The sequence below is a fragment of the Plasticicumulans acidivorans genome, assembly GCF_003182095.1.
Taxonomy (GTDB): Bacteria; Pseudomonadota; Gammaproteobacteria; order Competibacterales; family Competibacteraceae; genus Plasticicumulans; species Plasticicumulans acidivorans.
Map to the genome: position 1 here is coordinate 563,015 of NZ_QGTJ01000002.1, position 22,568 is coordinate 585,582.

Consider the following 22,568-nt stretch of genomic DNA (forward strand, 5'->3'; position numbering starts at 1 on the left):
GGCGAACGCTCGGCGGGAACAAAAAAGGCCGCGACAGCGGCCTTTTTCATTGGAGGGATGATCGTCAGGCGTTCATTTCTTGGCCTGATCGTCCTTCGACTGGCCGATGAACAGCCAGCCGAAATAGGCTCCCATGCCGAGCATGAACAGGATGACGAGCGCGGTGAGCACGCCGGTCCAGTCGGAAAACAGCAGCTTGAGCACATCCATCGGCGGAGCACCTGCGGGGGCTGGGAACGACGCTCCCAGTATTCGCCGAGCGGCCGCCGTCCGCTTTGCGAATTCGCAATGGCGTCAGCGGTATAGCCAGCGCCAGCAGCGGCGCAGCGTCTGCCAGAAACCACGCTGCGAAGCGCCGTTGCGCTGGCGCATGTGATCGATCTGGTTGCGCGTCATGTAGCTCATGGCAAGGTCCTGCATGGCTTCAGGGGCCGGTGTCCGACCCGATGCGTCTACTTTGATGAAACTAATTCTCGAATGCAAGCGATAGGCGCATGCCCATGCGATCCATCGAAGCCGCGAGCCTTTACCAATCGTGCGGACAGCCGTGGCAGCCGTCCATCACCGTGTCCTGCAAAATCGTGTAACGCAGCAGCGCACCGTCGAGCTCGGCCTCGCGCAGATTGGCGTGGCTGAGCTTGGTTTCCTGCAGATTGGCGTTGTTCAGCCGTGCGCCCTGCAGATTGACCTTGTTGGCCCAGGCCATTTCCAGGCTCGCCGCGCTCAGGTCGGCACCGCTGAGGCTGGCGCCGCTGAGGCGGGCGAAGGCGAGGTTGGCACCGCGCAGGCGGGCACCGTCGAGCCGCGCGCCCTGCAGGAACGCAAGCGACAGATCGGCCGCGTCGAGCTCGGCCTCGCGCAGGTCGGCTCCCTGCAGATTGGCGTGACGCAGGTCGGCGCGCGCCAGTTTGGCGCCGCGCAGCCGGGCGCCGTGCAGGTCGATGTTTTTCAGCGGGGCATGACGCAGGTCGGCGCCGGGGCAGTCGGCTCCGGGCTGCAGCCGGCAGCCGCGCCATTCGAGCGGTGCGGTGTCGAGCGGCGTTTCAGCGGGGATCGTCGTGCCGGCGGCATCGTCGGGCGAGGCGGCCAGGCTCGGCAGGGCAGCGGCCAGAGCGAAGCCCAGGGCCAGGAAGCGCTTCATCGGGGGAGTTCCTCGGTGCGGGCCGGGCGCCTGCGGCGGCGCCCGGCGCGGGCGGGTCAGCGGCTGGCGCTCTGCACGGCCTTGGGCAGCTTGAACACCCAGAACGAACCGCCCTGCGTGACGCGGGTGGTCAGATCGGCCATGTCACCGCCCCACAGCGGCACCGCGCCACCGTAGCCGGAGCTGACGCCGACGTACTGCTCGCCGTCCATCTCCCAGGTGATCGGCACGCTGACGATGCCGCTGCCGGTCTGGAACTTCCACAGCTCCCGGCCGCTGCTGGCGTCGAAGGCCTTCAGGTACCCGTCAGAGGTGCCGGTAAAAACCAGCCCGCCGGCGGTGGTGAAGGTGCCCGCCCACAGCGGCAGCTCCTCCTTGTGCTCCCAGACGATTTTGCCGCTGCCCGGATCGATCGCACGCAGGCTGCCGACGTGGTCCTCGTACATCTTGCGGATGCGAAAGCCCATGCCGAGGTACGCCGCGCCGGCGCTGTAGATCGGCGTCTCCGACCAGTAATCCTCCTTCCAGTGATTGGCCGGCACGTAGAACAGGCCGGTGTCCGGGCTGTAGGCCATCGGATTCCAGTTCTTGCCACCGAGGAACGGCGGCGAGACTTCCACCACCGGCCCCTTGCTCTCGCCGTCCTTGGGTTTGGGGGGGCGCTGGCCGGCGACTTCGAGCGGCCGTCCGCTGGTGAGGTCGATGCCCCTGGCCCAGGTGATGCCGTCGACGAAGGGGAAGGCGTTGAGCAGCGCCGTCGGCCGGTTCGGCTGGCCATCGGCCGGCGCGGCGAGCTTTGCCGTGTCGGTGATGTAGAAAAAACCGTTGCGGTCGGCGTGTGCACCGGCCTTGAGCGTCCTGCCAGTCCGCGGGTCCTTGTAGTCGAAGAGGATGATCTCGTTGTTGCCGGAAAAGTCCCAGGTGTCGTTCGGCGTGTGCTGGTAAAAGCCCTTGAGCTCGCCGGTGGCGGCATCGACGTAAGCCTGCCCGGAGGTGAACAGCGAGTCGCCCGGTGTGCGCGCCCAGCCGTTCCACGGTGCCGGGTTGCCGGCGCCGATGACGATGGTGTTGGTCTCGGCATCGAAGCTCGCCGACTGCCACGGCGCGCCGCCGCCGTGATGCCAGGGCTCGACCAGCTTGCCGTCCTTGTCGCGCGGCCACGACGGCGCATTGGCGTCGCCGGTCGGCGTCGACTCCTTGCCGTGGAGGCGGCCCATGTGGCCCTCGACCATCGGCCGGTACCAGACTTCCTCGCCGCTGTCCGGGTCGCGGGCGTAGAGGCCGCCGACGGCACCGAACTCGTCGCCGGAATTGCCGTGGATCAGCAGCACGCGGCCGGACTGGCGGTCCTTCACCAGCGTCGGCGCGCCGGTCATCGTGTAGCCGGCCTTGTGATCGGCGAACTTCTTGCGCCAGACGACTTTGCCAGTGTCCTTGTCGAGCGCCACGATCGCGGCGTCGAGCGTACCGAAGAACACCTTGTTGCCGTAGATCGCCGCACCGCGGTTGATCACGTCGCAGCACGGGCGGATGTCGTCGGGCAGGCGGTGCTGGTAGGTCCACAGCCGCTTGCCGGTGCGCGCATCGATGGCGAACAGCCGCGAGTACGAGGCGGTGACGTAGACCACGCCGTCGTGCACCAGCGCCTGCGCTTCCTGCCCGCGCTGTTTCTCATCGCCGTAGGACAGTGACCAGGCCGGCAGCAGCTGGGCGACGTTGCTGGTGTTGATCTGCTTGAGCGGGCTGTAGCGCTGCGCCTTCGGGCCCATGCCGTACATCAGCACATCACCGGGGGTGTCGGCGTCGTGGAGGATGTCGTCCCAGCTCACGTCCCTGGCGACGGCCGCGGGCAGGGCGGCGAGCAGGGCGAGGGCGAGCGGGGCGGCCGCAAAGCGGGCGCGCGTCAGGGGCTGCGGATGGTTCATCGGATGTCTCTCCAGGGCTTGGCCTGTACGGCTCTGTGTGTGGGGGCGTTCAGCGGGTGGCGACGTACAGCGTCACTTCGAAGCCGAGACGCAGTGCCTCGAAATACGGCGGCTGCCAGACGGGGCTGCTCATGCGGGAGTCTCCTGTTGCGCGGGTCGATGGCCGGCGGGCGGCCGTGAGGCGACCTTGGCAAAGCCCGCCGGGCAGCGGCCAGACCCCGGCGGCGGTGCGGGAACTGTTCCCGGCGGCCGGCGGGCGCAACACCCGGCGGCGGGCGGCGCGGGCAAAAAGAAAGGGTCGACCAAGGCTTGGTCGACCCTGCCAATGCCCCGGTCCCCAGGGTGTCACGGGAGTGTGCTGCCGCTCCGCTGGGCGGCCGGCAACGCGTGTGCAGCTTAGGTGCGGCGGGTGTCGCCGCGCTCGGGAATCCGTCCCGACGCGGTGCGGGCGTTCAGCCCGCGAGCGGCAGGCGCGCGCGCAGCCGCGTACCGGCGCCGGGTGCGGTGTCGATGCAGAGCTCGCCGCCGAGCGACTCGATGCGCTCGCGCAGGCCGAGCAGGCCGAAGCCGGCGCTGCACGGCTGCAGCTCGAAGCCGCAGCCGTCGTCCTCGATGCTCAGTTCGAGCTGCGCGCCGCGGGCGTGCAGGCGCACGCAGGCGTGCTGCGCGGCGGCGTGGCGGGCGATGTTGGTCAGCCCCTCCTGCACGATGCGGTAGACGTGAATGTCGGCGCCCGGGTGCTGCGGCAGCTGCGCGTCCCAGTGCAGCTGCAGGTCCAGCTGCGGCAGCCGGGCGCGCCAGTCCGCGCACATCTGTTCCAGCGCCGCGCGCAGACCGAGCGCATCGAGCATCACCGGATGCAGGCGGCGGATCAGCTGGCGCACGCCGTCCTGGATCGCGCCGGCGTTGACGCTGATCGCCTCGGCGCTGTCGAGCACCGCCGGTGCGCTGGCGACGCGGCGGATCAGTGCCGCATCGGCGCGGATCGCCGTCAGCGACTGGCCGAGCTCATCGTGCATCTCCGCGGCCAGCGCGCGCCGCTCTTCCTCGCGGGCCTGCAGCGCGTGCGCGGCGAGGCGGCGGTTGTCAGCGCGGCTCGCCGCCAGCCGTGCCGCCAGCGCGTCGATGTGGCGACCGATGCGGTCGAATTCCGGCAGGCCGCTGGCCGGCGTGGCGGCGCCGTAATCGCCGCCGGCCAGCGCATCGAGCCGCGCCGTCAGCCGGCCGACCGGCGCGAGGATGGTGCCGGCCAGCCACCAGGCGGCGAGGTTGACCAGCAGCGCGAAGCCGCCGAGCAGCAGCAGCAGCGCGTGGAAGTCGTTCCAGGCCTCGGCCAGCTCGTCGGCCGGATCGGCGTAGATGCGCAGCGTCAGCGGCGGGCCGCCGGCCTGCTGCAGCGTGCGCTCGAAGTGCGGCGTTTCCGCGGCCACCGCGTGCGCGAACCACGCCGGCACCGTGGCGGGGCGTAGCGTGGCCGGTGCGGCCGGCGGGCCATCGGCGAGCTCGATGTGCAGATGGCGGTGGCGGCCGAGCGCACGCAGGCGCTCGATGTGATTCAGCGGCGCGCTGAGGGCCTGCGCGCTCCAGTCGTCGATCAGCGCCAGCGCCAGGCCGGCGCTGGAATCGAGCTCCGCGCGCACCGCCTCGCGGGTGTTGTCGACGGCGATCAGCAGCGCGCCGCCGAGCGCACACAGCGTCAGCGCCGCCAGCGAAGCCGACAGCCGCGCGCGCAGGCTCAGCCGAGCCAGCCAGCCGCGTACCGGCATCGACCGCCTCAGACCGCCGCCACGCCGAGGCGGATCGCCAGCCGCGCCAGTTCCGCGCTGCTGGCGACGCCGAGCTTGGCGCGGATCAGGCTGCCGTAGTTGGCGACGGTCTTCGCCGACAGGCTCAGGCGCTGCGCGATCGCGTGCGGTGTCAGGCCGTCGGCGAGCAGGCGGAAGATCTCGAATTCGCGCGGCGACAGCGCTTCGAGCGGCGAGTCGGCCGCGTCGTGCGCCGCCAGTGCCAGGCGCCGGGCGATGTCGGCCGACAGGTAGCGCCGGCCGGCGCTGACCGCGGCGACCGCTTCGACCAGCTCCTCCGACGGCGCCGCCTTGGTGACGTAGCCGAGCGCACCGGCCTCCAGCGCCTGGGTGGCGAAGGCCGGCTCGTCGTGCATGCTGAACACCAGCACGCGCACGCGGGCATCGCGCTGCAGCAGCCGGCGCAGCGTCTCCAGCCCGCCGCGTCCGCCCATGTTCAGGTCGAGGATCACCAGCTCGCAGGGCTGTTCGACGAACAGCGCGTAGCCACGCTCGCCACTGTCGGCCTCGACACAGACGCGTGCCGCGCCGCAGGCTTCCAGCAGGCGGCGGATGCCGGCGCGGACGACGGCGTGGTCATCGATCAGCAGTACGCGCGGCGCGCGGCTGGGCAGCGGGGCGAGGACGGCTTGGCGCATGACGGTGCTTTCGCTGAGGGGAACCCGGTCGGGATCTTCAGCAGGAACCGGGCCAGCGCCGTAACTGGCTGATCGAATGATATTTTTATCGTAACCTGGACGACGCGGCGTGACAGCCTGCGCCGCCCGCGTGACGTCGTGTCAGCCCCAGACCGCGGCCAGCGCGCGGCGCACGAAGTTCGGCTGCGCCAGCGCCGCGCGGTGGATGTCGGCGTTGTAGTAGTCGGTGACGAAGGGCTGTGCCGACTCGCGCGCGGCATCGAAGGCGTGCGTGCCGCCGGCGCGCTTGGCGGCGAAAGCCGCCGACCACCAGCCGGACTGGTACACCGGCTGCGGGAAGTGCAGCTCGGTGGCCTCGGCGAAACCGGCGGCCCTGAGGTTGCGGTGCATCGGCACGATGCAGTCTTCGAGCTGGAACATCGGCGATTCCGACTGCTGCACGTAGAGACCGTCGGCGGCGAGCACGCGCACCACCTGGCGCAGGAACGGTTCGGCGAACAGCCCGGTCGACGGGCCGAAAGGATCGGTGGAATCGACGATGACCAGATCCCAGCTGCCGTCGGCGGAGTCCTCGACGTATTTCACGCCGTCCTCGAACACCAGCTCGGCACGCGCATCGGCGTTGGATTCGGTCAGCGCCGGGAAGAACTGCACGGCGGCGCGGGTCACCGCCTCGTCGATGTCGCACTGCACGACGCGCTCCACGCCCGGGTGCTTGAGCACTTCGTGCAGCGTGCCGCAGTCACCGCCGCCGATGATCAGCACGCGCCGGGGCTGCGGGTGCGCGTACAGCGCCGGGTGGGCGAGCATCTCGTGGTAGAGGAAGTTTTCGCGCTCGGTGAGCATGATGATGCCGTCGATCGCCAGCATCCGCCCCCAGCCCCGGGTCTGGTAGACCTCGATCTTCTGGAACGGGCTCTGTTCCTCGTGCAGCTTGCTGGTGACCTTCAGCGAGAAGGCGGACGGGGCATCTTCGAAGACGTCGGAAAACCAGCTCGAATCCAGGGCCATGCGGGCATTCTCCTGCGGGTGCGATGGGCGGCCGGCGCTGGCGGCGCGCGAAGCGGCGCATTCTACAACAGCCCTGTGAACACCCTGCCGACTCGCCGTGGCCGCGGGCGGGCGCTACGCTGCGCGGCGATTTTCTCCATTGCCGAGGTGCACTGCATGAAAGCCGGAGTCATCGGACTCGGCGCGATGGGCTACCCCATGGCGCTCAATCTGCATCGGGCCGGGTTGCTGGCGTCGTTCTGGAACCGCACACCGGCGCGCGCCGAGGCGCTGGCGGCGGAGACCGGCGTCGCTGCCGCGTCCGATCCGGCGGCGGTGGCGGCGGCCTGCGAGGTGCTGATCACCTGCGTGTCGGCCGACGCCGATCTGCTCGAAGTGATCGACGCGCTGCTGCCGGGTGCGCACGCCGGGCTGATCGTCTGCGACTGCTCGACGGTAGCCGCCGGCACCGCGCGTGAGGCGGCGCAGCGGCTCAGGCACGCCGGCGCGGGTTTTCTCGACACGCCGGTGTCGGGCGGCGTCGAAGGCGCGCGCAAGGGTACGCTGTCGGTGATGGCCGGCGGCGAGGCGGCGCTGCTGGAGCGGGCCTGCCCGGCGCTGGAGGCGATTTCCGCACGCATCGGCCTGCTCGGCCCGGTCGGCAGCGGTCAGGCGACCAAGGCCGTCAATCAGATCATGTGCGCCGGCATCGGCCAGGCGGTGAGCGAGGCGCTGGCCTTCGGCCGGGCGATGGGGCTCGGTCTCGACCAGGTCGTCGACGTGGTGCGTGCCGGCGCCGCCGGTAACTGGTTCCTCGATCATCGCGGCCACACCATGATCCGCGACGAGAACACCATCGGTTTCAAGACCCGGCTGCTGGTCAAGGATCTCGACATCTGCGTCGACATGGCGCGCGCCGTTGGCGGCAGCCTGCCGACCATCGAGGGCCTGCTGCCGCAATACCGCGAGCTGATCGAGCGGGGCCACGGCGACGAAGACCACTCGGCGCTGTACCGGATCAAGCGCCGCCTGTTTCCGGAGTTGGAATGAGCCGTCGATCGGTCTGGCGGGCGGCCTGGCTTGCCGTCGGCCTGAGCGCGGCCACGGCCGCCGCGGCTGAAACGCCGCTGCCGGTGGTGGCGAGCTTCGATGCCGGGCGCTACGCCGGACGCTGGTACGAGATCGCACGCCTGCCGCTGGTGTACCAGCGCGACTGCATCGCCGATGTCCGCGCCGATTACAGCCTACGCGCCGATGGCGGCCTCGACGTGCTCAATCGCTGCCGCACCGTGGCAGGTGAGATCAGCGCCCGCGGCGTGGCCCGGCTGCTGGCGCCGGGGCGCTTGCAGGTGCGCTTTGCGCCGGACTGGCTGGCCTGGCTGCCGTGGGTGTGGGCCGATTACCAGCTGATCGAGCTCGACGCGCAGTACCGCTGGGCGCTGGTCGGCCAGCCTTCGCGCGAATACCTGTGGCTGCTGTCGCGCACGCCGACGCTCGACGAGGCAACCGTCGAGCGCCTGCTGGCGCGGGCACGCGAGCTGGGTTTTACGCTCGACGCGCTGATCCGCACGCCGCAGACGGCGCCCTGAGGCGCCGGCGGCAGTGACTCAGTCGAGGCGCACCTTCGAGGAGTCGAAGCCGTTGGCGCTCAGCCGCTGGCGCACCGACTGGATGGCCTGCTCGTCGCGGATCGGCCCGGTGCGCACGCGGTAGATCGGGTTGCCGCTGGCATCGCGACCCTTTTCGGTGTGAGCACTGATGCCGAGCAGCGCCAGGTTGGCGCGCACCCGTTCCGCCTGCGCCTGCGTCGAAAACGAGCCGGCCTGCACCGCGAAACCGTTGCCGCCGTTGGAGCTGGTGTTGATGCTGACCCGCTGCGCGGTAGCGGTGGGTGTCGGTGCAGTCTGTGGCGCGATGCGGATGGTCTGCGCCGCCAGCGTCGAATTCGGTGGTTTGTTGCCGGTCGGGCCGATCTCGTCCTCGGGGATCGTCACCTGACGATTCTGCAGATCCTGATAGAAGCTGAAGCGTGACTTCTCCGCCGGCTGCGGCGTCGGCGCCGTGGTGTGACGCACGCTGCGCGTATCCTGCCCCGGCGCGCTGGCGACCGCCGGGGCACTGACCACCGGAGTGGCGGCGACCGGTGTCTGTGCCGTGAGCGGATGCCGGCTCTGCCACCAGCTCCAGCCGATGGCGCCTGCGCCCACCAGCGTCAGTGAGACGACGCTCCAGCCGAGGATGCGCACGCCGGTCGGGGCGGATTTTTTGCGCGGAACGGGCTTGTAGTCGCGACGCACAGGCATGCTGCGTACTCCGGGCGGCGCCGGCGGGGAGGCCGCCGGCAGGTTTCACTTCGTGCTTGGTTACATCGTATCCGGCGCCGAAACGCCGAGCAGGTCAAGGCCGTTGCGCAAGGTCTGGCGGACGGCTGCGAGCAGCGTCAGACGGGCATTGCGCAGGGGTGCATCATCGACGAGGAATGGTACGGCGTTGTAGTACGTGTGCAGGTCGCCGGCAAGATCCCGCAGGTACTGCGCGAGCAGGTGCGCCTCGTGATTCGCCGCCGCCGCCTCGACCATCTCGCCATAACGTGACAACTGGTTGAACAGCGCGTCCTCGTGCGGCTCGACCAGCAGGCCGAGGGCATCGCGCCCGGCCCGCGCATCCCAGCGCAGACCCTTTTCCTCGGCCTGGCGCAGCACGCTGCAGACGCGGGCGTGCGCGTACTGGATGTAGTAGACCGGGTTGTCGAGCGACTGCGAGCGCGCCAGGTCGATGTCGAACACCAGCTGCGAATCGGGCTTGCGCATGACGAAGAAAAACCGCGTCGCGTCGCGGCCGACCTCGTCGATCAGGTCGCGCAGCGTCACGTAGCTGCCGGCGCGCTTGGAGATCTTCACCTCCTCGCCGCCGCGCATCACCGTCACCATCTGGTGCAGCACGTATTCCGGCCAGCCCTGCGGGATGCCGGCGCCGAGCGCCTGCAGACCGGCGCGCACGCGGGTGATGGTGCTGTGATGGTCGGCGCCCTGCTCGTCGATGACGCGGGTGAAGCCGCGCTCCCACTTGTTGCGGTGGTAGGCGACGTCGGGCACGAAGTAGGTGTAGCCACCGTCCTTCTTGCGCATCACCCGGTCCTTGTCGTCGCCGAAATCGGTGGTGCGCAGCCACAGCGCGCCGTCGGCCTCGTAGGTGTGGCCGTTGTCGATCAGCGTCTGCACCGTCTGCTCGACCTTGCCGTCGGTGTACAGGCTCGATTCGAGGTAATAGACGTCGAAGCCGACGCAGAAGGCGCGCAGGTCCAGATCCTGCTCGCGGCGCAGCCAGGCGACGGCGAATTCGCGGATCGCGTCGAGATCCTGCGGGTCGCCCTTGGCGGTGACCTCGCGGTCGTCGGCATGCACGCTCTCACCGGCCAGATAGGCGCGGGCGACCTCGCGGATGTAGTCGCCGCGGTAGCCGTCGGCCGGCCAGCGCGGGTCGTCGGTGTCGATGCCGAGCGCGCGCGCCTGCACCGACAGCGTCAGGTTGCCGATCTGCTGGCCGGCATCGTTGTAATAGAACTCGCGGGTCACATCCCAGCCGGTGGCCGCCAGCAGCCGGCAGATGGTGTCGCCGATCGCCGCGCCGCGACCATGGCCGACATGCAGCGGGCCGGTCGGGTTGGCGGAGACGAACTCCACCTGCACCTTGCGTCCGCTGCCGCTGCCGGAGCGGCCGAAGGCCTCACCCTCGTCGAGGGCGGCTTCGATCACGGCATGAAACGCCGCCGGCGCCAGGAAGAAATTGATGAACCCCGGCCCGGCGATTTCCACCTTCGCGAGGCGATCCGAGGGCGGCAGCGCCGCCACCAGCGCTTCGGCCAGCTCGCGCGGCTTGCGTCGCGCCGCCTTGGCCAGCGCCATCGCGAGATTGCTCGCGAAATCGCCGTGGCTGCGCTCGCGCGTGCGCTCCAGGCGCACGTCGACATCGAGATCCGCGGGCAGCGTGCCGGCCGCCTGCAGCGCGCTGAGCGCCTGGCGGATGAGCTGGAGGAGATGGGTTTTCAACGGTGACTCCGGAGACGGTGAGGCAAATGCAAGCCGCCATTGTAACGACGCGCCGGGGGAGGATGAAGGCACGTTCAGGACAGTTGCCGTTCTGTACGGGCCGTCTGTGAGTCCTGTCTTCCGACTGCCTGCGCCGGTATGTCAGATAAATTTTACAGTCCGATTTATTAACGATCGGTAATTAATTGATTTTCAAGATCAGCTGTGAGTGGCACGGCGAATGCCTTACATGTAAGTGCTCCAGAAGTGATGTTTTTATTAATTAAATCAACATGGAAGGATGCGATGGCAGGGCAGCCACATTTCCCGGTGTGTTAAGTACAGTGGAGTGCATCATGGAAACCACACGTGGTTCTGGCTTCTGGCATCGACTCACACGGCTGGCCGGCATCGCCCTGATCTGTGCCAGCGGCGCAGCGCGGGCCGATACCTTCGTCAACAGCTGGCATTTCGAGATCGACGCGGACTTCAACAGCGCGATGACCTATTTCTCATCGCCGTCCGTGTCGAATCATGTGACGGCTCAGTCCTTGAGCTGGGGCGACAGCACCGGCTTCGGGCAGAGCTCGCTGGTCATCGGCAATGATCCGTCCAGCGGCACCATCGTCACCAATGATCTGGCCGGCGCTGCAACGCTGACGGTCACTCACAACAATGAGCCGGTCACCGGCGCGACCCTGACCTCGACGGTCATCGACAGCGAGCTGACGCTGTACGCCAGCGACCCGAATGACCCGACCGCGGTGATCGACGCGCAGACCATCGCTTTCTCGATCCTGTTTGCCGAGACGCCGAACTCGACGCCGTGCGTGGCCTCCAGTCCGACGCCGTGCAACGACATCTTCGTGCTGAGCAGCGGCCTGCTGAACTACCCGTTCAGCTACAACGGCTACGACTACTACCTCAACATCCTCAACATCACCGGCGGCGGCCTGACCGCGCTGAGCCCGCTGCCCGATGCCGTCTGCGCCGCCGCCGGTGCAGGGAGCGGCTGCCTCGGCTTCACCACGGTCGAAGGCCAGGCCAACACCTTCCAGTTCGGCCTGACCATCACCGGTACGCCGCTGACGGTCGATGTGCCCGAGCCGGCGACACTGGCTCTGTGGGGTGCCGGTCTCGGCCTGCTCGGCTGGGGCGGTCGCGCCCGCCGCCGTCACTGAGGCATCACGGCCGGCGGCACGTGCCGCCGGCGTTCACAGCACCACCGGCTCCTGTTCCAGCGTCACGCCGAAGCGTGCCTCGACATCGGCGCGGATCGCCGCCGCCAGCGCCAGCACCTCGGCGCCGGTGGCGCCACCGTGATTGACCAGTACCAGTGCCTGGCGGTCGTAGACGCCGACCGGCCCGAGGCGGCGGCCCTTCCAGCCGCAGCGCTCGATCAGCCAGCCGGCGGCGAGCTTGACCCGGCCATCGGCCTGCGCGTAGGCGACCAGTTCGGGATATTCGTCGCGCAGTCGCGCCGCCAGTGCGGCGTCGACCAGCGGATTCTTGAAGAAGCTGCCGGCGTTGCCGATGCGGGCCGGGTCCGGCAGCTTGCGCTGGCGTACCGTGCACACGGCATCGAAGACATCCTGTGGCGTCGGCGTGGTGCAGCCGCGCTGCTCCAGCTCGTGACGCAGATCGGCGTAGGCATAGCGCGGCGCCGGCTCGGCATCGAGGCGGAAGGTCACCGCCGTCACCAGCACGCGGCCGGCCAGCCGGTGCTTGAAGCAGCTGTCGCGATAGCCGAACGCGCACTCGCGGCCGCTGAGGCTGAAGCTTGCGCGCGTGGCGAAATCGAAGCACTCGACTGTCTCGATGCGCTCGCCGGCCTCGACGCCGTAGGCGCCGATGTTCTGGATCGGGCTGGCGCCGACGCTGCCGGGAATCAGCGCCAGGTTCTCCAGGCCGTAGGCCTGCTGCGCCAGCGTCCATTCGACGAAGGCGTGCCAGGACTCACCGGCTCCGGCGCGCACCAGGATCGAGCGGCCTTCGCGCGCCAGCACCTCGCGGCCGCGGATGGCCACCTGCAGCACCAGACCTTCGATGTCGCCGCTGACGATGACGTTGCTGCCACCGCCGAGCAGCGTGCGCGGCAGCGCCGCCAGTTCGGGCGCGGCCAGCGCCGCACTGAGCTGCCCGACCGATTCCACGCGCAGCAGGTGCTGCGCCCGGCCCGGCAGGCCGAAGCTGTTGAGAGGCGTGAGGTCGGCGGACGGGGGGAGCATCGAAGGCATGGTGGCGGCCCGGTGGCTGGCGGCAAGGTGGCGCATGCTGCCACAGCCGGCGGTGCGCGGGCTCAGACCTGCATCACGCAGTCGAACAGCAGCGCATCGAGTACGCCGCTGTCGACGCTGTGCGCGGGCGGCTGAGCGCCGTCGAGCGCCTGCAGCGTGGTGTCGATGAAGGTCTGGATCAGCGGCTCGGGCGGGCCGTAGAGGGCTTCGCCGCCCTGGCGCTTGCGCGCCAGCAGCGCATCGATGGCGGTGCGCAGCGCCGGATCTTCGATCAGCGCCTCGACCAGCGCGGCGAAGCGCATCGGCGGCGGCCCGGCGTGCCGCAGCACCCACTGCGCGGCGAGCAGCGGGCGCAGCACGTAGAGGTATTTCTTCAGCCGTACCGTGGTGCCGTGCAGGTAGCCGCGGTCATTGCCGCGGGCCATGTGCAGGTAGTGATGGAACGCCTGCTGCGGGCGATACACCTGCGCGCGCGCCGCCTGCAGGCGGGTGATGAACGCCGCGTCGGCGCGGTAGTGCACCGGCGAATCCAGCCACTCGCCGAGCGTCGTGTTACCGCGGGCGAGCAGGCGCAGCGCCTTGCGCAGTTCCCAGCCGTTGATGTCGAGCAGTGCGGATATCGGTTCCTCGATGACATCGCGGCCGGGCTCGATGCGCAGATACCAGGCCGGTGGCTGCACGTAGACGAAGCGCACGTCGTAATCGCTGTCGGTCGAGGCGAAGCCCCAGCCGCGGCTGCCGGATTCGCAGGCAAAGAGGATGCGCACGCCGTGCTGGGCTTCGAGCGCGGCCAGACGGGCCTCGATGTCGCGGCGGACGGCGGGGTCGATGGGGTGGAGGCGCGGATCGATCGCGTGCATCACGGGTCTTGCGGGCGTCACGGGCGGTGTTCAGCCGTTGAGGTGGTCGACGATGTCGTGCAGCGCCTTGCGCAATTCCTGCGGCGTGATCGGCTTGGTGAGGAATTTCTGGATGCTGCCGACGTTGATGCTGTCGATCAGCGTCTGCAGCGTCGAGCCGCCGCTGAGCATGACGCGGTAGGGTTTGGGGTAGAGGGCGTGCACGCGGGCCATGAATTCATTCCCGCTCATCGTCGGCATCACCTGATCGGCGACGACCACGTCGACGCGGTTGTGGGCAAGCAGGTCGAGGCCCTGGCGGCCGCTGTCGGCGCAGAGGATGCGCCAGGACTCGCCGTGCAGGCAGGCGCAGAAAAAGGCGATGAACGAAGCATCGTCGTCGACCAGCAGCAGCGTGAACGGCTCGGCGGCGAGCGTTTCCTGCGTGCGGGCCAGCGGATGGCCGGCGGCGATCAGCTCGGTGACCTCGGCGGCCGGTAGCGGGTGGCTGAACAGGTAGCCCTGCGCCTCGTCGCAGCCGTGCTCGCAGAGAAAGCGCTGCTGCGTGCTGGTCTCGACGCCTTCGGCGATGACGCTCAGGTGCAGGTTGCGCGCCATCGCCACGATTGCCTGCGTCAGCGCGGCATCGTCCGGGTCGGCACAGATGTCGCGCACGAAGCTGCGGTCGATCTTCAGCCGGTCGATCTGGAAGCGCTTGAGGTAGGCGAGCGAGGAATAGCCGGTGCCGAAGTCATCGAGCGCGATGCTGACGCCGCGTGCGTGCAGCGTGCGCAGCGTCTGCGCGGCGCCTTCGATGTCGCGCATCAGCACCGATTCGGTGATTTCCAGTTCGAGTTCGCCGGGAGACAGTTCGGTGTCGGCGAGGATTTCCTCGACGCGCTGCACCAGACCGGCCTGAGCGAACTGCAGCGCCGAGAGGTTGACGGCGATACGCAGTGGCGGCAGCCCGGCCAGACGCCAGGCGCGCGCCTGTTCGCAGGCGGTGCGCAGCACCCAGTCGCCGATCGGCAGGATCAGCCCGGTTTCCTCGGCGAGCGGGATGAATTCGGCCGGCGAAATCGTGCCGAGCTGCGGATGATGCCAGCGCAGCAGCGCCTCGACGCCGGCGATCTGGCCGCTCTTGAGGTCGATCTGCGGCTGGTAGTAAAGCTCCAGCTGACCGGCTTCGAGGGCGCGGCGCAGGCGGGTTTCCAGATCGAGGCGCTCGCGCGTCCACAGGTTCATCTCGGCGGCGAAGAACTGCGGCGGCGCGCCCGGATGCTGGCGCGCGCGCTGCATCGCGCTGGTGGCGTGGCGCAGCAGCGCGTCGACCTCGTTGCCGTCGCGCGGGAACAGCGAGATGCCGATGCTGGCGTCGATGAACACTTCCTGGCCGGCGACGGTGAACGGGGTCGTCAGCACCTGGCCGAGGCGGCCGGCGATCTGGCTGGCGCGCTCCTCGCCGACCAGGTCGTCGAGCACGATCATGAAGCTGTCGCTGCCGTGGCGGGCGACGGTGTCGCCGGGGCGCAGCGCGCGCCCGAGGCGCTCGGCGGTTTCGCGCAGCACCTGATCGGTGGCGGCGTGGCCGAAGCTGTCGACCAGGCTGCTGAAGCGGTTGAGATCGAGGCAGAGCACGCCGACCAGGCGGCCGCGGCGGCGGGCGTGGGCGATCGACTGCTGCAGGCGGTCTTCGAGCAGGTGACGGTTGGGCAGGCCGGTGAGCGGATCGTGGGTGGCGTGGTGGCGCAGCTGCGCCTCGTAGCGGCGGCGGTCGCTGATGTCGCGGCACAGCGCCAGCAGGCGCACGCCGTCGCCGCTCTCGAAGCGGCTCAGCTGGGTTTCCACCGGGAAGCGGCTGCCATCCTTGCGCTGGTGTACGCCGTCGATGGTCAGCGAGCCGTGGTCGAGGCGTTCGGCGAGATCGGCCAGATCGCTCTTCAGCAGACTGGTCTCGAAGCGCTCGAAGCTGGCGCCGACCAGCTCCTCGCGGCTGTAGCCGAGGCTGCGGCAGGCCTGTTCATTGACGTCGACGACGGTCCAGTCGAGGTCGATGACGATGAAGGCGTCCATCGCCTGCTCGACCAGCTGGCGAAAGCGCCGCTCGCTGCTGGCCAGCGCCTCCTCGGCAGCCTTGCGTTCGGTGATGTCGATGACGCTGCCTTCGATGCACACCAGCGCGCCGGTTTCGTCACGTACCGCCCGCGCGCTCTCCGAGATCCACACGATCGAGCCGTCAGCGCGGCGCAGCGGTGCCTCGAAGCCGTGCACCGTGCCCTCGCGTTCGAGCGTTGCCCAGAACTGCGCCCGCCGCTCGGGATCGGCGTGCAGTGATTCGGGCAGCGCCAGCAGCGCCGCCGGCGAGGCATAGCCGCAGATGCGCGCCAGCGCCTGATTGACGTCGAGGTAGCGGCCGTCGGGGGTGGCGCGGAACACGCCCTCGACGGCATTGGCGAACAGCGAGTGGTAATCGAGCGGCGGTGCCTTGGCGATGCTGGTGGCCAGTTCCGGAGCGCGCAGCAGGCAGGCATAGCGGGTGATGCCGCCGTTGCGGTCGCGCAGCGGCAGCGTGCTCAGTTCGCCGCGCAGCGGCGTGCCGTGCTGGCGTTTGAGGTTCAGCGTGCGGCTGCTGGCCTGGCCGCTGCGGATGGCGCGGCGCATGGTTTCCAGCGCATCGGCATCGGCTGGGTCGGCGAGCAGCGTGTGCAGGCCGCGGCCGGCGATCTGCGCGGCGTTGTAGCCGGTCAGCCGGGTGAAGCCGGGTGTGCTCCAGATCACCGGGTCGCCGGACAGGCGCGTGTCGCAGAGCAGTGCGCCGCAAGGTGCGCAGGTGCGCTCCACGAGCAACAGCAGCTCTTCGACGACGGCCAATGTCTGCACGATGAACAAAGTCCCTGTAAAGAAATTTAAGGATCGCTAAGACGCGAGTCTGTCACGTTTCCGGGGTGCTGCCAGCAAGGGTGACTAGTAAAGATCCAGCGGATCGACGTCCAGTGACCAGCGTACCCGGCGCGCCGCCGGCAGTGCGGTGAATTCCGGCAACAAACGTTCGAGCAGCGTATGCAGGGCGCTGCGCTGGGCCGCCTCGAACAGCAGCTGCATACGCCAGCGGCCGCCGCGCCGCTCCATCGGCGCCGGCACCGGACCGAGGCACTGCACCGCGCCGTCCGCGGCCAGCGCATCGGCCAGCGCCGCGGCCTGGTCGAGCAGGGCCTGTGCCGCCTCGGCGTCGGCGTCCTCGGCGCGCAGCAGGGCCTGATGGGCGAACGGCGGCAGCTGTGCGGCGCGGCGCTCGGCGAGCAGCGCCTCGGCGAGGCGGGCGTAGTCGGCGTGCAGCAGCGTGGCGAACAGCGGATGTTCCGGGTGATGCGTCTGGATCACCACGCTGCCGGGGCGTTCGGCGCGGCCGGCGCGGCCGGCGACCTGCACCACCAGCTGCGCTAGGCGTTCGGCGGCGCGAAAGTCGACGCTGTGCAGGCCCTGGTCGGCATCGACGATGCCGACCAGCGTCACCGCAGGAAAATGATGCCCCTTGGCCAGCATCTGCGTACCGAGCAGCAGGCGCTTGTCGCCGCACTGCACTGCATCGAGGAGCCGCTCCAGGCTGCCCTTGCGCTGCGTGCTGTCGCGGTCGATGCGGGCGATGCCGACGTCCGGAAAGTGCCGCACCAGCGCCTGCTCCAGACGTTCGGTGCCGTGGCCGAGGCCGAGCAGCTCCTCGGCGCCGCACTGCGGGCAGGCGTGCGGCAGTCGCTGGGTGTGGCCGCAGTGGTGGCAGATCAGCTGCCGGCGGCGCTGGTGCACGGTCAGTCGCGCGGCGCAGTGCGGGCACTCGGCGAGCCAGCCGCAGGCGTGGCAGAACAGCGCCGGGGCAAAGCCGCGGCGATTGAGGAACAGCATCACCTGGCCGCCGGCGTCGAGGTGCGTGCGCACGCGCTGCAGCAGCGGCCTGGACAGGCCCTCGTCGAGCAGCTGACGGCGCAGATCGATCAGTTCCATCTGCGGCGCGCGCGCGCCGGTGGCGCGGCGGGTGAGCTTGAGCCAGCCGTAACGCCCGCGCTGCGCGTTGGCGAGGGTTTCCAGCGATGGCGTCGCCGAGCCGAGCAGCACCGGCACCCGCTCCAGCCGGGCTCGCACCACGGCGAGATCGCGCGCCGAATAGCGCCAGCCTTCCTGCTGCTTGTAGGAGGCGTCGTGTTCCTCGTCGACGACGATCAGCCCGGGCCGCGCCAGCGGCGCGAACACCGCCGAGCGCGTGCCGATCACCACCTCGGCACGGCCCTCGGCGGCGGCCAGCCAGTCGTCGGCGCGCTCGCCGGCGGCCAGGCGCGAGTGCAGCACGGCGATGCGCCCGCTCAGGCGCACGCGAAAGCGCGCCAGCAGCTGCGGCGTCAGGCCGATTTCCGGCACCAGCACCAGCGCCTGACGGCCGCGCGCCAGCGTGGCTTCGATCAGCCGCAGGTAAACCTCGGTCTTGCCGCTGCCGGTGACGCCATCAAGCAGGAAGGCGCCAAAGCCGTCCGCGGCGGCGACGGCATCGATCGCCGCCTGCTGCTCGGCATTGGTCTCGGGGCCGGCCTGCACCGCGCGCAGCGGGCCGGCGGCGGCGACTTCCTCGACCCAGCCGCGCTTGAGCAGTGCGTTCAGCGGCGCGGAGTAGTCGGCGTGCAGCGCGCGCAGCGTCGCCCGGTCGAGCGCGCCGGCGGCCTGCGCCAGCGTCTGCAGCAGCGTGAGCTGGCGGCTGGCGCGCAGCTGGCCGCCGGCCAGCGCCTGCGCACCGGCCGCGCTGATGCGCCAGCCGGGCGTGATGCAGTCCTGCGCGGCGCGGCCGTGGCGCAGCGCACCGGGCAGCATCGCCGCATAGACCTCGCCGAGCGGGTGCTGGTAGTAGCGCGCCGCCCAGCGGGCCAGTTCGAGCAGCGCCGGCGGCAGCAGCGGCGTGTCATCGAGCACCGCCAGCACCGGCTTGAGCGCCTCCGGCGGGCAGGCCGAATCGCTGGCCAGCGCATCGATCACGCCGGTCAGGCGGCGGCCGGCGAAGTCGACGCTGACGCGCAGCCCCGGCACCAGCGCCGCCGCATCGCTCGGTGCCAGGTAGTCGAAAGTGCGGGCGAGCGGTGTGGGCACCGCGATGCGCAGGATGTTCGGGCTCATGCGGCCATTCTACGGATGGCGCCGGCCGGTGCTGGGTGGGCGTCTGATGTTAGGCATTGCAAACAGGAACCGTTTTGTGCTTGCAGATGTCATCACTCTGTAGTAATACTGTGCTAACCATGTATAGACAAGGTGCAGTCATGGGTAAGAAGGACAAAAAGAAGTCGAAGGACGAGGAAGCCAAGTTCGTCATTCGCATCGAAAAGGCCCTGCGCGATGAGTTCGTCGACGTCTGCCGCGATCTCGACACCACCGCGTCGCGCGAAGTCAGACGTTTCATCCGCGAGTTCCTCGCCCGGCAGACGGCCAGTGTGGTCGCCGTCGATACGCTGGTCGAAGCCGAGCCGGTGGCCGAAGCCGAGCCGGTGGCCGAGGCGCCGGTGCTCGACATCGCCGCCAAGGCCGTCGAGGAACCCGCACAGCCCGTCGCCGATACGGCGGACGGTGAAGCGCCGGGCAACGCTACGCCCAGCTGAAGCAGGTATCGATACAAGCGGTCCGGCAGAGACCGTCGTTCCCGCCGTGGGAGAAGCGCCACGGTGATTTTCAGGAAGTCGTTGTTTGAACTTAAGAGAGTTGGAGGTAAATCGAAATGAGCTACAACGGTCCAGCCCCGAACGATGCCGCCCTCAGCGCCCGCACCCGCGCCGCGATCGAGGCGATGCAGGCGTACTTCGAGGCCCGCAGCCGCCAGGCCCCGCGGGCCGAGTGCAAGCAGCTGGAGCGCAACTGGCTGAGCGCCGTGCGGCGCATGCGCATGGGGACCGCTCAGTAAGCCTGCAACCGCAGTACGCAGATACGACGGGCCGTCCGTTCGCGGGCGGCCCGTTTTCTTTTGCCCGCCGGCTCAGCCCTGCGTCAGCGGCAGCAGCGTGATCTCGACGCGGCGGTTCTGCGCGCGGCCGGCCTCGCTGCCGTTGTCGGCGATCGGTCGTGATTCGCCGTAGCCGTTGACCACCATGCGCTTGAAGTCGAGGCCGCCGCTGCGGGCGAGGTAGGCGGCGACAGTGCCGGCGCGTTTCTGCGACAGCGCCATATTGGTCTCCGGCGAGCCGGTGCTGTCGGTGTGGCCGGCGATGTCGATGATGGTCTGCGGGTATTCCTTGATGACGCCGCCGATCTTGCCGAGCTGCTCCTGCGCCTCGGGTTTGAGCTTGGCCGAGCCGACGTCGAAGGTGATTGCCTCGGGCAGGTTGAGCACGATGCTGTCGCCGTTGCGTGAAACGTCGACGCCGCTGCCGGCGAGCTGGCTCTTGAGCTGCTGTTCCTGCTTGTCCATGTAGTTGCCGACCGCGGCACCGGCCAGCGCGCCGATGCCGGCGCCGATCAGTGCGCGCTTGGCCTTGTCGTGTCCCTGCGTCAGGCCACCGGCCAGCGCGCCGAGGGCGGCGCCGGCCAGTGCGCCGGTGGTGGTCTTGCTCATGCCGGCCGAGCCGCCCGTGCTGCCGCCCTGCTGGGCGCAGCCGGCGACGGCGAGCGCAACGATCAGGCCGGAGGTCGCGAGCAGATGCTTCTTGCGGGTCATGTGAAGTCCTCTTCAAGCGGGGGTGGAAGAAAAACGCACGCAGTCAGCCCGGTGCGGGGCCGGCGGCGTGTGCCGAGCATAGACCGCGACAGCGGTGGCCTCAGTCGCCGAGCACGCGGGTGATGAACTCGCCGATGGCGGTGATTTCCTCGTAGCAGACCTCGTGGCCCATCGGATAGCTGTGCCACTCGGGCGCGTAGCCGAGCTGTTCGAGCTGCCGGCGTGCCTGCTCGCCCCAGGGATAACGCACCACGGCGTCGATCTCGCCGTGCGCCATGAACAGCGGCGTGGCGGCATTGGCGGGCGAGCGTTCCGCGGCGAGCGTGGCGGCGAGCGGCACGTAGCCCGACAGCGCGATCAGCCCGGCCAGCCGTTCTGGATAGCGCAGGCCGACGTGCAGCGTCATCGCCGAGCCCTGCGAAAAGCCGGCGAGGATGATGCGTTCGCTGGGGATGCCGCGGGCGTTTTCGCGCGCGATCAGCGCGCGGATGCGGGTCGCGGAGTCGCGCACGCCGCTGGCGTCCTCGGCGCGCGGAATCTCCACACCGAGGATGTCGTACCAGGCGCGCATGACGAAGCCGCCGTTGATGGTGACCGCGCGCATCGGCGCGTGCGGAAACACGAAGCGCACCGCCAGCGCCCGCGGCAGGCGCAGCTCGGGGACGATCGGTTCGAAATCATGGCCGTCGGCGCCGAGTCCGTGCAGCCAGATGACGCTGGCGGTGGCCGGGGAGGCGGGTTCGATTTCGACGGTCGGCAGCAGGTCGCTCATGGCGCGGGTCCTTGGGGCGAAAGGGCGGACGCGGCCGAGTGTACCCGCCGCGCTATACTCGCCACCCCTGTTTTTCGGAGCCGCCGCCATGAAGCGCCTCGCCTCCATCCTGTTCGTCGCGCTGGTGCTGGTCGGCCTCGCGGCCGCCTGCGGCCAGAAGGGGCCGCTGTACCTGCCCGAGCAGCAGCCGGCCAAGCAGACCGCGAAAAAGAGCGGCTGAGGCCGACTTTTTCCGCCGATCCCCCTCAACGCCCGAGTTCACCCGCATGGATCACTTCGAATATCGCGACGGCGCGCTTTACGCCGAGGATGTCGCCGTCGCCGAGCTCGCCGCGCGCTTCGGCACGCCGCTCTACATCTATTCGCGCGCCACGCTGGAGCGCCATTTCCGCGTCTTCGACGCCGCCTTCGGCAGCCATCCGCACCTGGTCTGCTACTCTGTCAAGGCCAACAGTAATCTCGGCGTGCTCAGTGCGCTGGCCAGGCTCGGTTCCGGCTTCGACATCGTCTCGGTCGGTGAGCTGGAGCGTGTGCTCGCCGCCGGCGGCGAACCCGGCAAGGTGGTGTTCTCCGGCGTCGGCAAGCGTGAAGACGAAATGGTGCGCGCGCTCGACGTCGGCATCCGCTGCTTCAACGCTGAGAGCGAGGCCGAGCTGGAGCGCCTGCAGGCGGTTGCCGCGCGCCTGGGCAAGCGCGCGCCGATCAGCCTGCGCGTCAACCCCGACGTCGACGCCAAGACGCACCCGTACATCTCCACCGGCCTCAAGGAGAACAAGTTCGGCATCGCCATCGCCGATGCGCTGGCGGTCTACAGCCGCGCCGCGGCCATGCCGAACCTGGAGATCGTCGGCGTCGACTGCCACATCGGCTCGCAGCTGACCCAGCTCACGCCGTTCACCGACGCGCTCGACCGCCTGCTGGCGCTGATCGCCCGCCTCGAAGCGCAGGGCATCCACCTGCGTCATATCGACCTCGGTGGTGGCATCGGCATCCGCTACAGCGACGAGACGCCGCCGCACCCGGACGAATACGCCGCCGCCGTGCTCGCCAAGCTCGCCGAGCTGCCCTACGAAATCTGCATCGAGCCGGGGCGCGCGATCGTCGGCAACGCCGGTCTGCTGGTCACCCGCGTCGAGCTGCTCAAGCTCACCGCCGACAAGAACTTCGTCGTCGTCGATGCGGCGATGAACGACCTGATCCGTCCCTCGCTGTATTCGGCGTGGATGGACATCGTCCCGGTCGACGCCCGCCTGGAGCGCCCGCGCCGCTGCTACGACGTGGTCGGTCCGATCTGCGAGACCGGCGACTTCCTCGGCAAGCAGCGCACGCTCGGCGTCGAGGCCGGCGACCTGCTGGCGGTGCGCTCGGCCGGGGCCTACGGCTTTTCGATGGCGAGCAACTACAACAGCCGCCCGCGCGCCGCCGAGGTGATGGTCGACGGGGAACAGGTGCACCTGGTGCGCGAACGCGAGAGCGTCACCAGCCTGTTCGCCGGCGAGCAGCGCCTGCCCTGA

At 69.5% G+C, this 22,568-nt stretch carries 22 protein-coding genes; 7 read left to right on the forward strand and 15 right to left on the reverse strand.

The genetic code is table 11. The features are described from left to right. Positions 1 to 72: 72 nt before the first annotated feature. The 7 genes from C7443_RS05240 to speE all read right to left on the reverse strand — a co-directional run bounded on the left by C7443_RS05240 (position 73) and on the right by speE (position 6,520). A complete protein-coding gene (locus C7443_RS05240; protein ID WP_110017497.1) occupies positions 73 to 210 on the reverse strand; it encodes a DUF3149 domain-containing protein in 138 nt (45 codons plus the stop codon). Between the two features lie 316 nt (positions 211 to 526). Further along, positions 527 to 1,141, reverse strand: a complete 615-nt coding sequence (locus C7443_RS05245; protein WP_110017498.1) for a pentapeptide repeat-containing protein — start codon at positions 1,139 to 1,141, stop codon at positions 527 to 529. 56 nt (positions 1,142 to 1,197) lie between these two features. Then, positions 1,198 to 3,066, reverse strand: a complete 1,869-nt coding sequence (locus C7443_RS05250; RefSeq protein ID WP_110017499.1) for a methanol/ethanol family PQQ-dependent dehydrogenase — start codon at positions 3,064 to 3,066, stop codon at positions 1,198 to 1,200. A 49-nt stretch (positions 3,067 to 3,115) separates the two neighbouring features. Next, positions 3,116 to 3,199 carry a pyrroloquinoline quinone precursor peptide PqqA gene (gene pqqA / locus C7443_RS20600; protein WP_110017500.1) on the reverse strand — a complete coding sequence of 28 codons (84 nt, stop codon included), beginning with the start codon at positions 3,197 to 3,199 and terminating at the stop codon, positions 3,116 to 3,118. 319 nt (positions 3,200 to 3,518) lie between these two features. Further along, positions 3,519 to 4,832 carry an ATP-binding protein gene (locus tag C7443_RS05260; RefSeq protein WP_110017501.1) on the reverse strand — a complete coding sequence of 438 codons (1,314 nt, stop codon included), beginning with the start codon at positions 4,830 to 4,832 and terminating at the stop codon, positions 3,519 to 3,521. An 8-nt stretch (positions 4,833 to 4,840) separates the two neighbouring features. After that, positions 4,841 to 5,509 (reverse strand): response regulator, encoded by a 669-nt coding sequence (locus C7443_RS05265; protein ID WP_110017502.1) that lies wholly within the window; start codon positions 5,507 to 5,509, stop codon positions 4,841 to 4,843. A gap of 141 nt (positions 5,510 to 5,650) precedes the next feature. Further along, a complete protein-coding gene (speE, locus tag C7443_RS05270; protein WP_110017503.1) occupies positions 5,651 to 6,520 on the reverse strand; it encodes a polyamine aminopropyltransferase in 870 nt (289 codons plus the stop codon). Between the two features lie 156 nt (positions 6,521 to 6,676). Between speE and C7443_RS05275 the strand changes: the two genes are divergently transcribed. Then, positions 6,677 to 7,549: an NAD(P)-dependent oxidoreductase gene (locus C7443_RS05275; RefSeq protein WP_211346148.1), complete on the forward strand. Its 873-nt coding sequence runs from the start codon at positions 6,677 to 6,679 to the stop codon at positions 7,547 to 7,549. Continuing rightward, positions 7,546 to 8,088, forward strand: coding sequence for a lipocalin family protein (locus C7443_RS05280; RefSeq protein WP_110017504.1), 543 nt, complete (start codon positions 7,546 to 7,548; stop codon positions 8,086 to 8,088). Before C7443_RS05275 ends, C7443_RS05280 begins: the two co-directional genes overlap by 4 nt. Positions 8,089 to 8,106: 18 nt before the next feature. Here the strand turns inward: C7443_RS05280 and C7443_RS05285 are convergent, their stop codons facing one another. Both C7443_RS05285 and argS read right to left on the reverse strand, forming a co-directional pair. Next, positions 8,107 to 8,802 (reverse strand): SPOR domain-containing protein, encoded by a 696-nt coding sequence (locus C7443_RS05285; RefSeq protein ID WP_110017505.1) that lies wholly within the window; start codon positions 8,800 to 8,802, stop codon positions 8,107 to 8,109. Between the two features lie 60 nt (positions 8,803 to 8,862). Further along, entirely contained in the window at positions 8,863 to 10,548 is a 1,686-nt protein-coding gene (gene argS / locus C7443_RS05290; protein WP_110017506.1) for an arginine--tRNA ligase, read from the reverse strand. A 335-nt stretch (positions 10,549 to 10,883) separates the two neighbouring features. On the opposite strand from argS, the gene C7443_RS05295 reads away from it, so the two are divergent. Next, positions 10,884 to 11,708, forward strand: a complete 825-nt coding sequence (locus C7443_RS05295; protein ID WP_170123498.1) for a THxN family PEP-CTERM protein — start codon at positions 10,884 to 10,886, stop codon at positions 11,706 to 11,708. 33 nt (positions 11,709 to 11,741) lie between these two features. Here the strand turns inward: C7443_RS05295 and murB are convergent, their stop codons facing one another. The 4 genes from murB to C7443_RS05315 all read right to left on the reverse strand — a co-directional run bounded on the left by murB (position 11,742) and on the right by C7443_RS05315 (position 18,757). Then, the gene (gene murB, locus C7443_RS05300; RefSeq protein ID WP_425467067.1) at positions 11,742 to 12,764 is read right to left on the reverse strand and encodes a UDP-N-acetylmuramate dehydrogenase; all 1,023 of its coding nucleotides are present in this window, start codon (positions 12,762 to 12,764) and stop codon (positions 11,742 to 11,744) included. Between the two features lie 62 nt (positions 12,765 to 12,826). Beyond that, the gene (locus C7443_RS05305) at positions 12,827 to 13,624 is read right to left on the reverse strand and encodes a nucleotidyltransferase domain-containing protein (RefSeq protein WP_110017509.1); all 798 of its coding nucleotides are present in this window, start codon (positions 13,622 to 13,624) and stop codon (positions 12,827 to 12,829) included. 30 nt (positions 13,625 to 13,654) lie between these two features. Beyond that, a complete protein-coding gene (locus tag C7443_RS05310; RefSeq protein ID WP_170123499.1) occupies positions 13,655 to 16,483 on the reverse strand; it encodes an EAL domain-containing protein in 2,829 nt (942 codons plus the stop codon). Positions 16,484 to 16,567: 84 nt separating this feature from the next. After that, a complete protein-coding gene (locus tag C7443_RS05315; protein WP_110017511.1) occupies positions 16,568 to 18,757 on the reverse strand; it encodes a primosomal protein N' in 2,190 nt (729 codons plus the stop codon). A 140-nt stretch (positions 18,758 to 18,897) separates the two neighbouring features. On the opposite strand from C7443_RS05315, the gene C7443_RS05320 reads away from it, so the two are divergent. Continuing rightward, positions 18,898 to 19,233 (forward strand): hypothetical protein, encoded by a 336-nt coding sequence (locus C7443_RS05320; protein ID WP_110017512.1) that lies wholly within the window; start codon positions 18,898 to 18,900, stop codon positions 19,231 to 19,233. Between the two features lie 116 nt (positions 19,234 to 19,349). After that, complete coding sequence (locus tag C7443_RS05325) at positions 19,350 to 19,532, forward strand: hypothetical protein (protein WP_110017513.1); 183 nt, start codon at positions 19,350 to 19,352, stop codon at positions 19,530 to 19,532. A gap of 72 nt (positions 19,533 to 19,604) precedes the next feature. Here C7443_RS05325 and C7443_RS05330 read toward each other — a convergent pair whose 3' ends face one another. Together C7443_RS05330 and C7443_RS05335 are read right to left on the reverse strand one after the other, a co-directional pair. Then, a complete protein-coding gene (locus C7443_RS05330) occupies positions 19,605 to 20,282 on the reverse strand; it encodes a YiaD family glycine zipper/OmpA-like lipoprotein (protein ID WP_110017514.1) in 678 nt (225 codons plus the stop codon). A gap of 100 nt (positions 20,283 to 20,382) precedes the next feature. After that, on the reverse strand, positions 20,383 to 21,054 hold the full coding sequence (locus C7443_RS05335; RefSeq protein WP_110017515.1) for an alpha/beta hydrolase: 672 nt from the start codon (positions 21,052 to 21,054) through the stop codon (positions 20,383 to 20,385). A gap of 88 nt (positions 21,055 to 21,142) precedes the next feature. Between C7443_RS05335 and lptM the strand changes: the two genes are divergently transcribed. Together lptM and lysA are read left to right on the forward strand one after the other, a co-directional pair. Next, a complete protein-coding gene (gene lptM / locus C7443_RS05340; protein ID WP_110017516.1) occupies positions 21,143 to 21,274 on the forward strand; it encodes an LPS translocon maturation chaperone LptM in 132 nt (43 codons plus the stop codon). A gap of 46 nt (positions 21,275 to 21,320) precedes the next feature. Continuing rightward, positions 21,321 to 22,568 (forward strand): diaminopimelate decarboxylase, encoded by a 1,248-nt coding sequence (gene lysA, locus C7443_RS05345; protein WP_110017517.1) that lies wholly within the window; start codon positions 21,321 to 21,323, stop codon positions 22,566 to 22,568.

What these genes read in the sequence shown, in the direction of transcription:
- lysA (WP_110017517.1), top strand. Translation starts at nt 21,321, where the DNA reads ATGGATCACTTCGAATATCGCGACGGCGCGCTTTACGCCGAGGATGTC.
- C7443_RS05325 (WP_110017513.1), top strand. Translation starts at nt 19,350, where the DNA reads ATGAGCTACAACGGTCCAGCCCCGAACGATGCCGCCCTCAGCGCCCGC.
- C7443_RS05315 (WP_110017511.1), bottom strand. Translation starts at nt 18,757, where the DNA reads ATGAGCCCGAACATCCTGCGCATCGCGGTGCCCACACCGCTCGCCCGC.
- C7443_RS05265 (WP_110017502.1), bottom strand. Translation starts at nt 5,509, where the DNA reads ATGCGCCAAGCCGTCCTCGCCCCGCTGCCCAGCCGCGCGCCGCGCGTA.
- C7443_RS05285 (WP_110017505.1), bottom strand. Translation starts at nt 8,802, where the DNA reads ATGCCTGTGCGTCGCGACTACAAGCCCGTTCCGCGCAAAAAATCCGCC.
- C7443_RS05335 (WP_110017515.1), bottom strand. Translation starts at nt 21,054, where the DNA reads ATGAGCGACCTGCTGCCGACCGTCGAAATCGAACCCGCCTCCCCGGCC.
- C7443_RS05260 (WP_110017501.1), bottom strand. Translation starts at nt 4,832, where the DNA reads ATGCCGGTACGCGGCTGGCTGGCTCGGCTGAGCCTGCGCGCGCGGCTG.
- C7443_RS05295 (WP_170123498.1), top strand. Translation starts at nt 10,884, where the DNA reads ATGGAAACCACACGTGGTTCTGGCTTCTGGCATCGACTCACACGGCTG.
- C7443_RS05245 (WP_110017498.1), bottom strand. Translation starts at nt 1,141, where the DNA reads ATGAAGCGCTTCCTGGCCCTGGGCTTCGCTCTGGCCGCTGCCCTGCCG.
- C7443_RS05330 (WP_110017514.1), bottom strand. Translation starts at nt 20,282, where the DNA reads ATGACCCGCAAGAAGCATCTGCTCGCGACCTCCGGCCTGATCGTTGCG.
- C7443_RS05275 (WP_211346148.1), top strand. Translation starts at nt 6,677, where the DNA reads ATGAAAGCCGGAGTCATCGGACTCGGCGCGATGGGCTACCCCATGGCG.
- C7443_RS05305 (WP_110017509.1), bottom strand. Translation starts at nt 13,624, where the DNA reads ATGCACGCGATCGATCCGCGCCTCCACCCCATCGACCCCGCCGTCCGC.
- speE (WP_110017503.1), bottom strand. Translation starts at nt 6,520, where the DNA reads ATGGCCCTGGATTCGAGCTGGTTTTCCGACGTCTTCGAAGATGCCCCG.
- C7443_RS05240 (WP_110017497.1), bottom strand. Translation starts at nt 210, where the DNA reads ATGGATGTGCTCAAGCTGCTGTTTTCCGACTGGACCGGCGTGCTCACC.
- C7443_RS05320 (WP_110017512.1), top strand. Translation starts at nt 18,898, where the DNA reads ATGGGTAAGAAGGACAAAAAGAAGTCGAAGGACGAGGAAGCCAAGTTC.
- C7443_RS05280 (WP_110017504.1), top strand. Translation starts at nt 7,546, where the DNA reads ATGAGCCGTCGATCGGTCTGGCGGGCGGCCTGGCTTGCCGTCGGCCTG.
- C7443_RS05250 (WP_110017499.1), bottom strand. Translation starts at nt 3,066, where the DNA reads ATGAACCATCCGCAGCCCCTGACGCGCGCCCGCTTTGCGGCCGCCCCG.
- murB (WP_425467067.1), bottom strand. Translation starts at nt 12,764, where the DNA reads ATGCCTTCGATGCTCCCCCCGTCCGCCGACCTCACGCCTCTCAACAGC.
- lptM (WP_110017516.1), top strand. Translation starts at nt 21,143, where the DNA reads ATGAAGCGCCTCGCCTCCATCCTGTTCGTCGCGCTGGTGCTGGTCGGC.
- pqqA (WP_110017500.1), bottom strand. Translation starts at nt 3,199, where the DNA reads ATGAGCAGCCCCGTCTGGCAGCCGCCGTATTTCGAGGCACTGCGTCTC.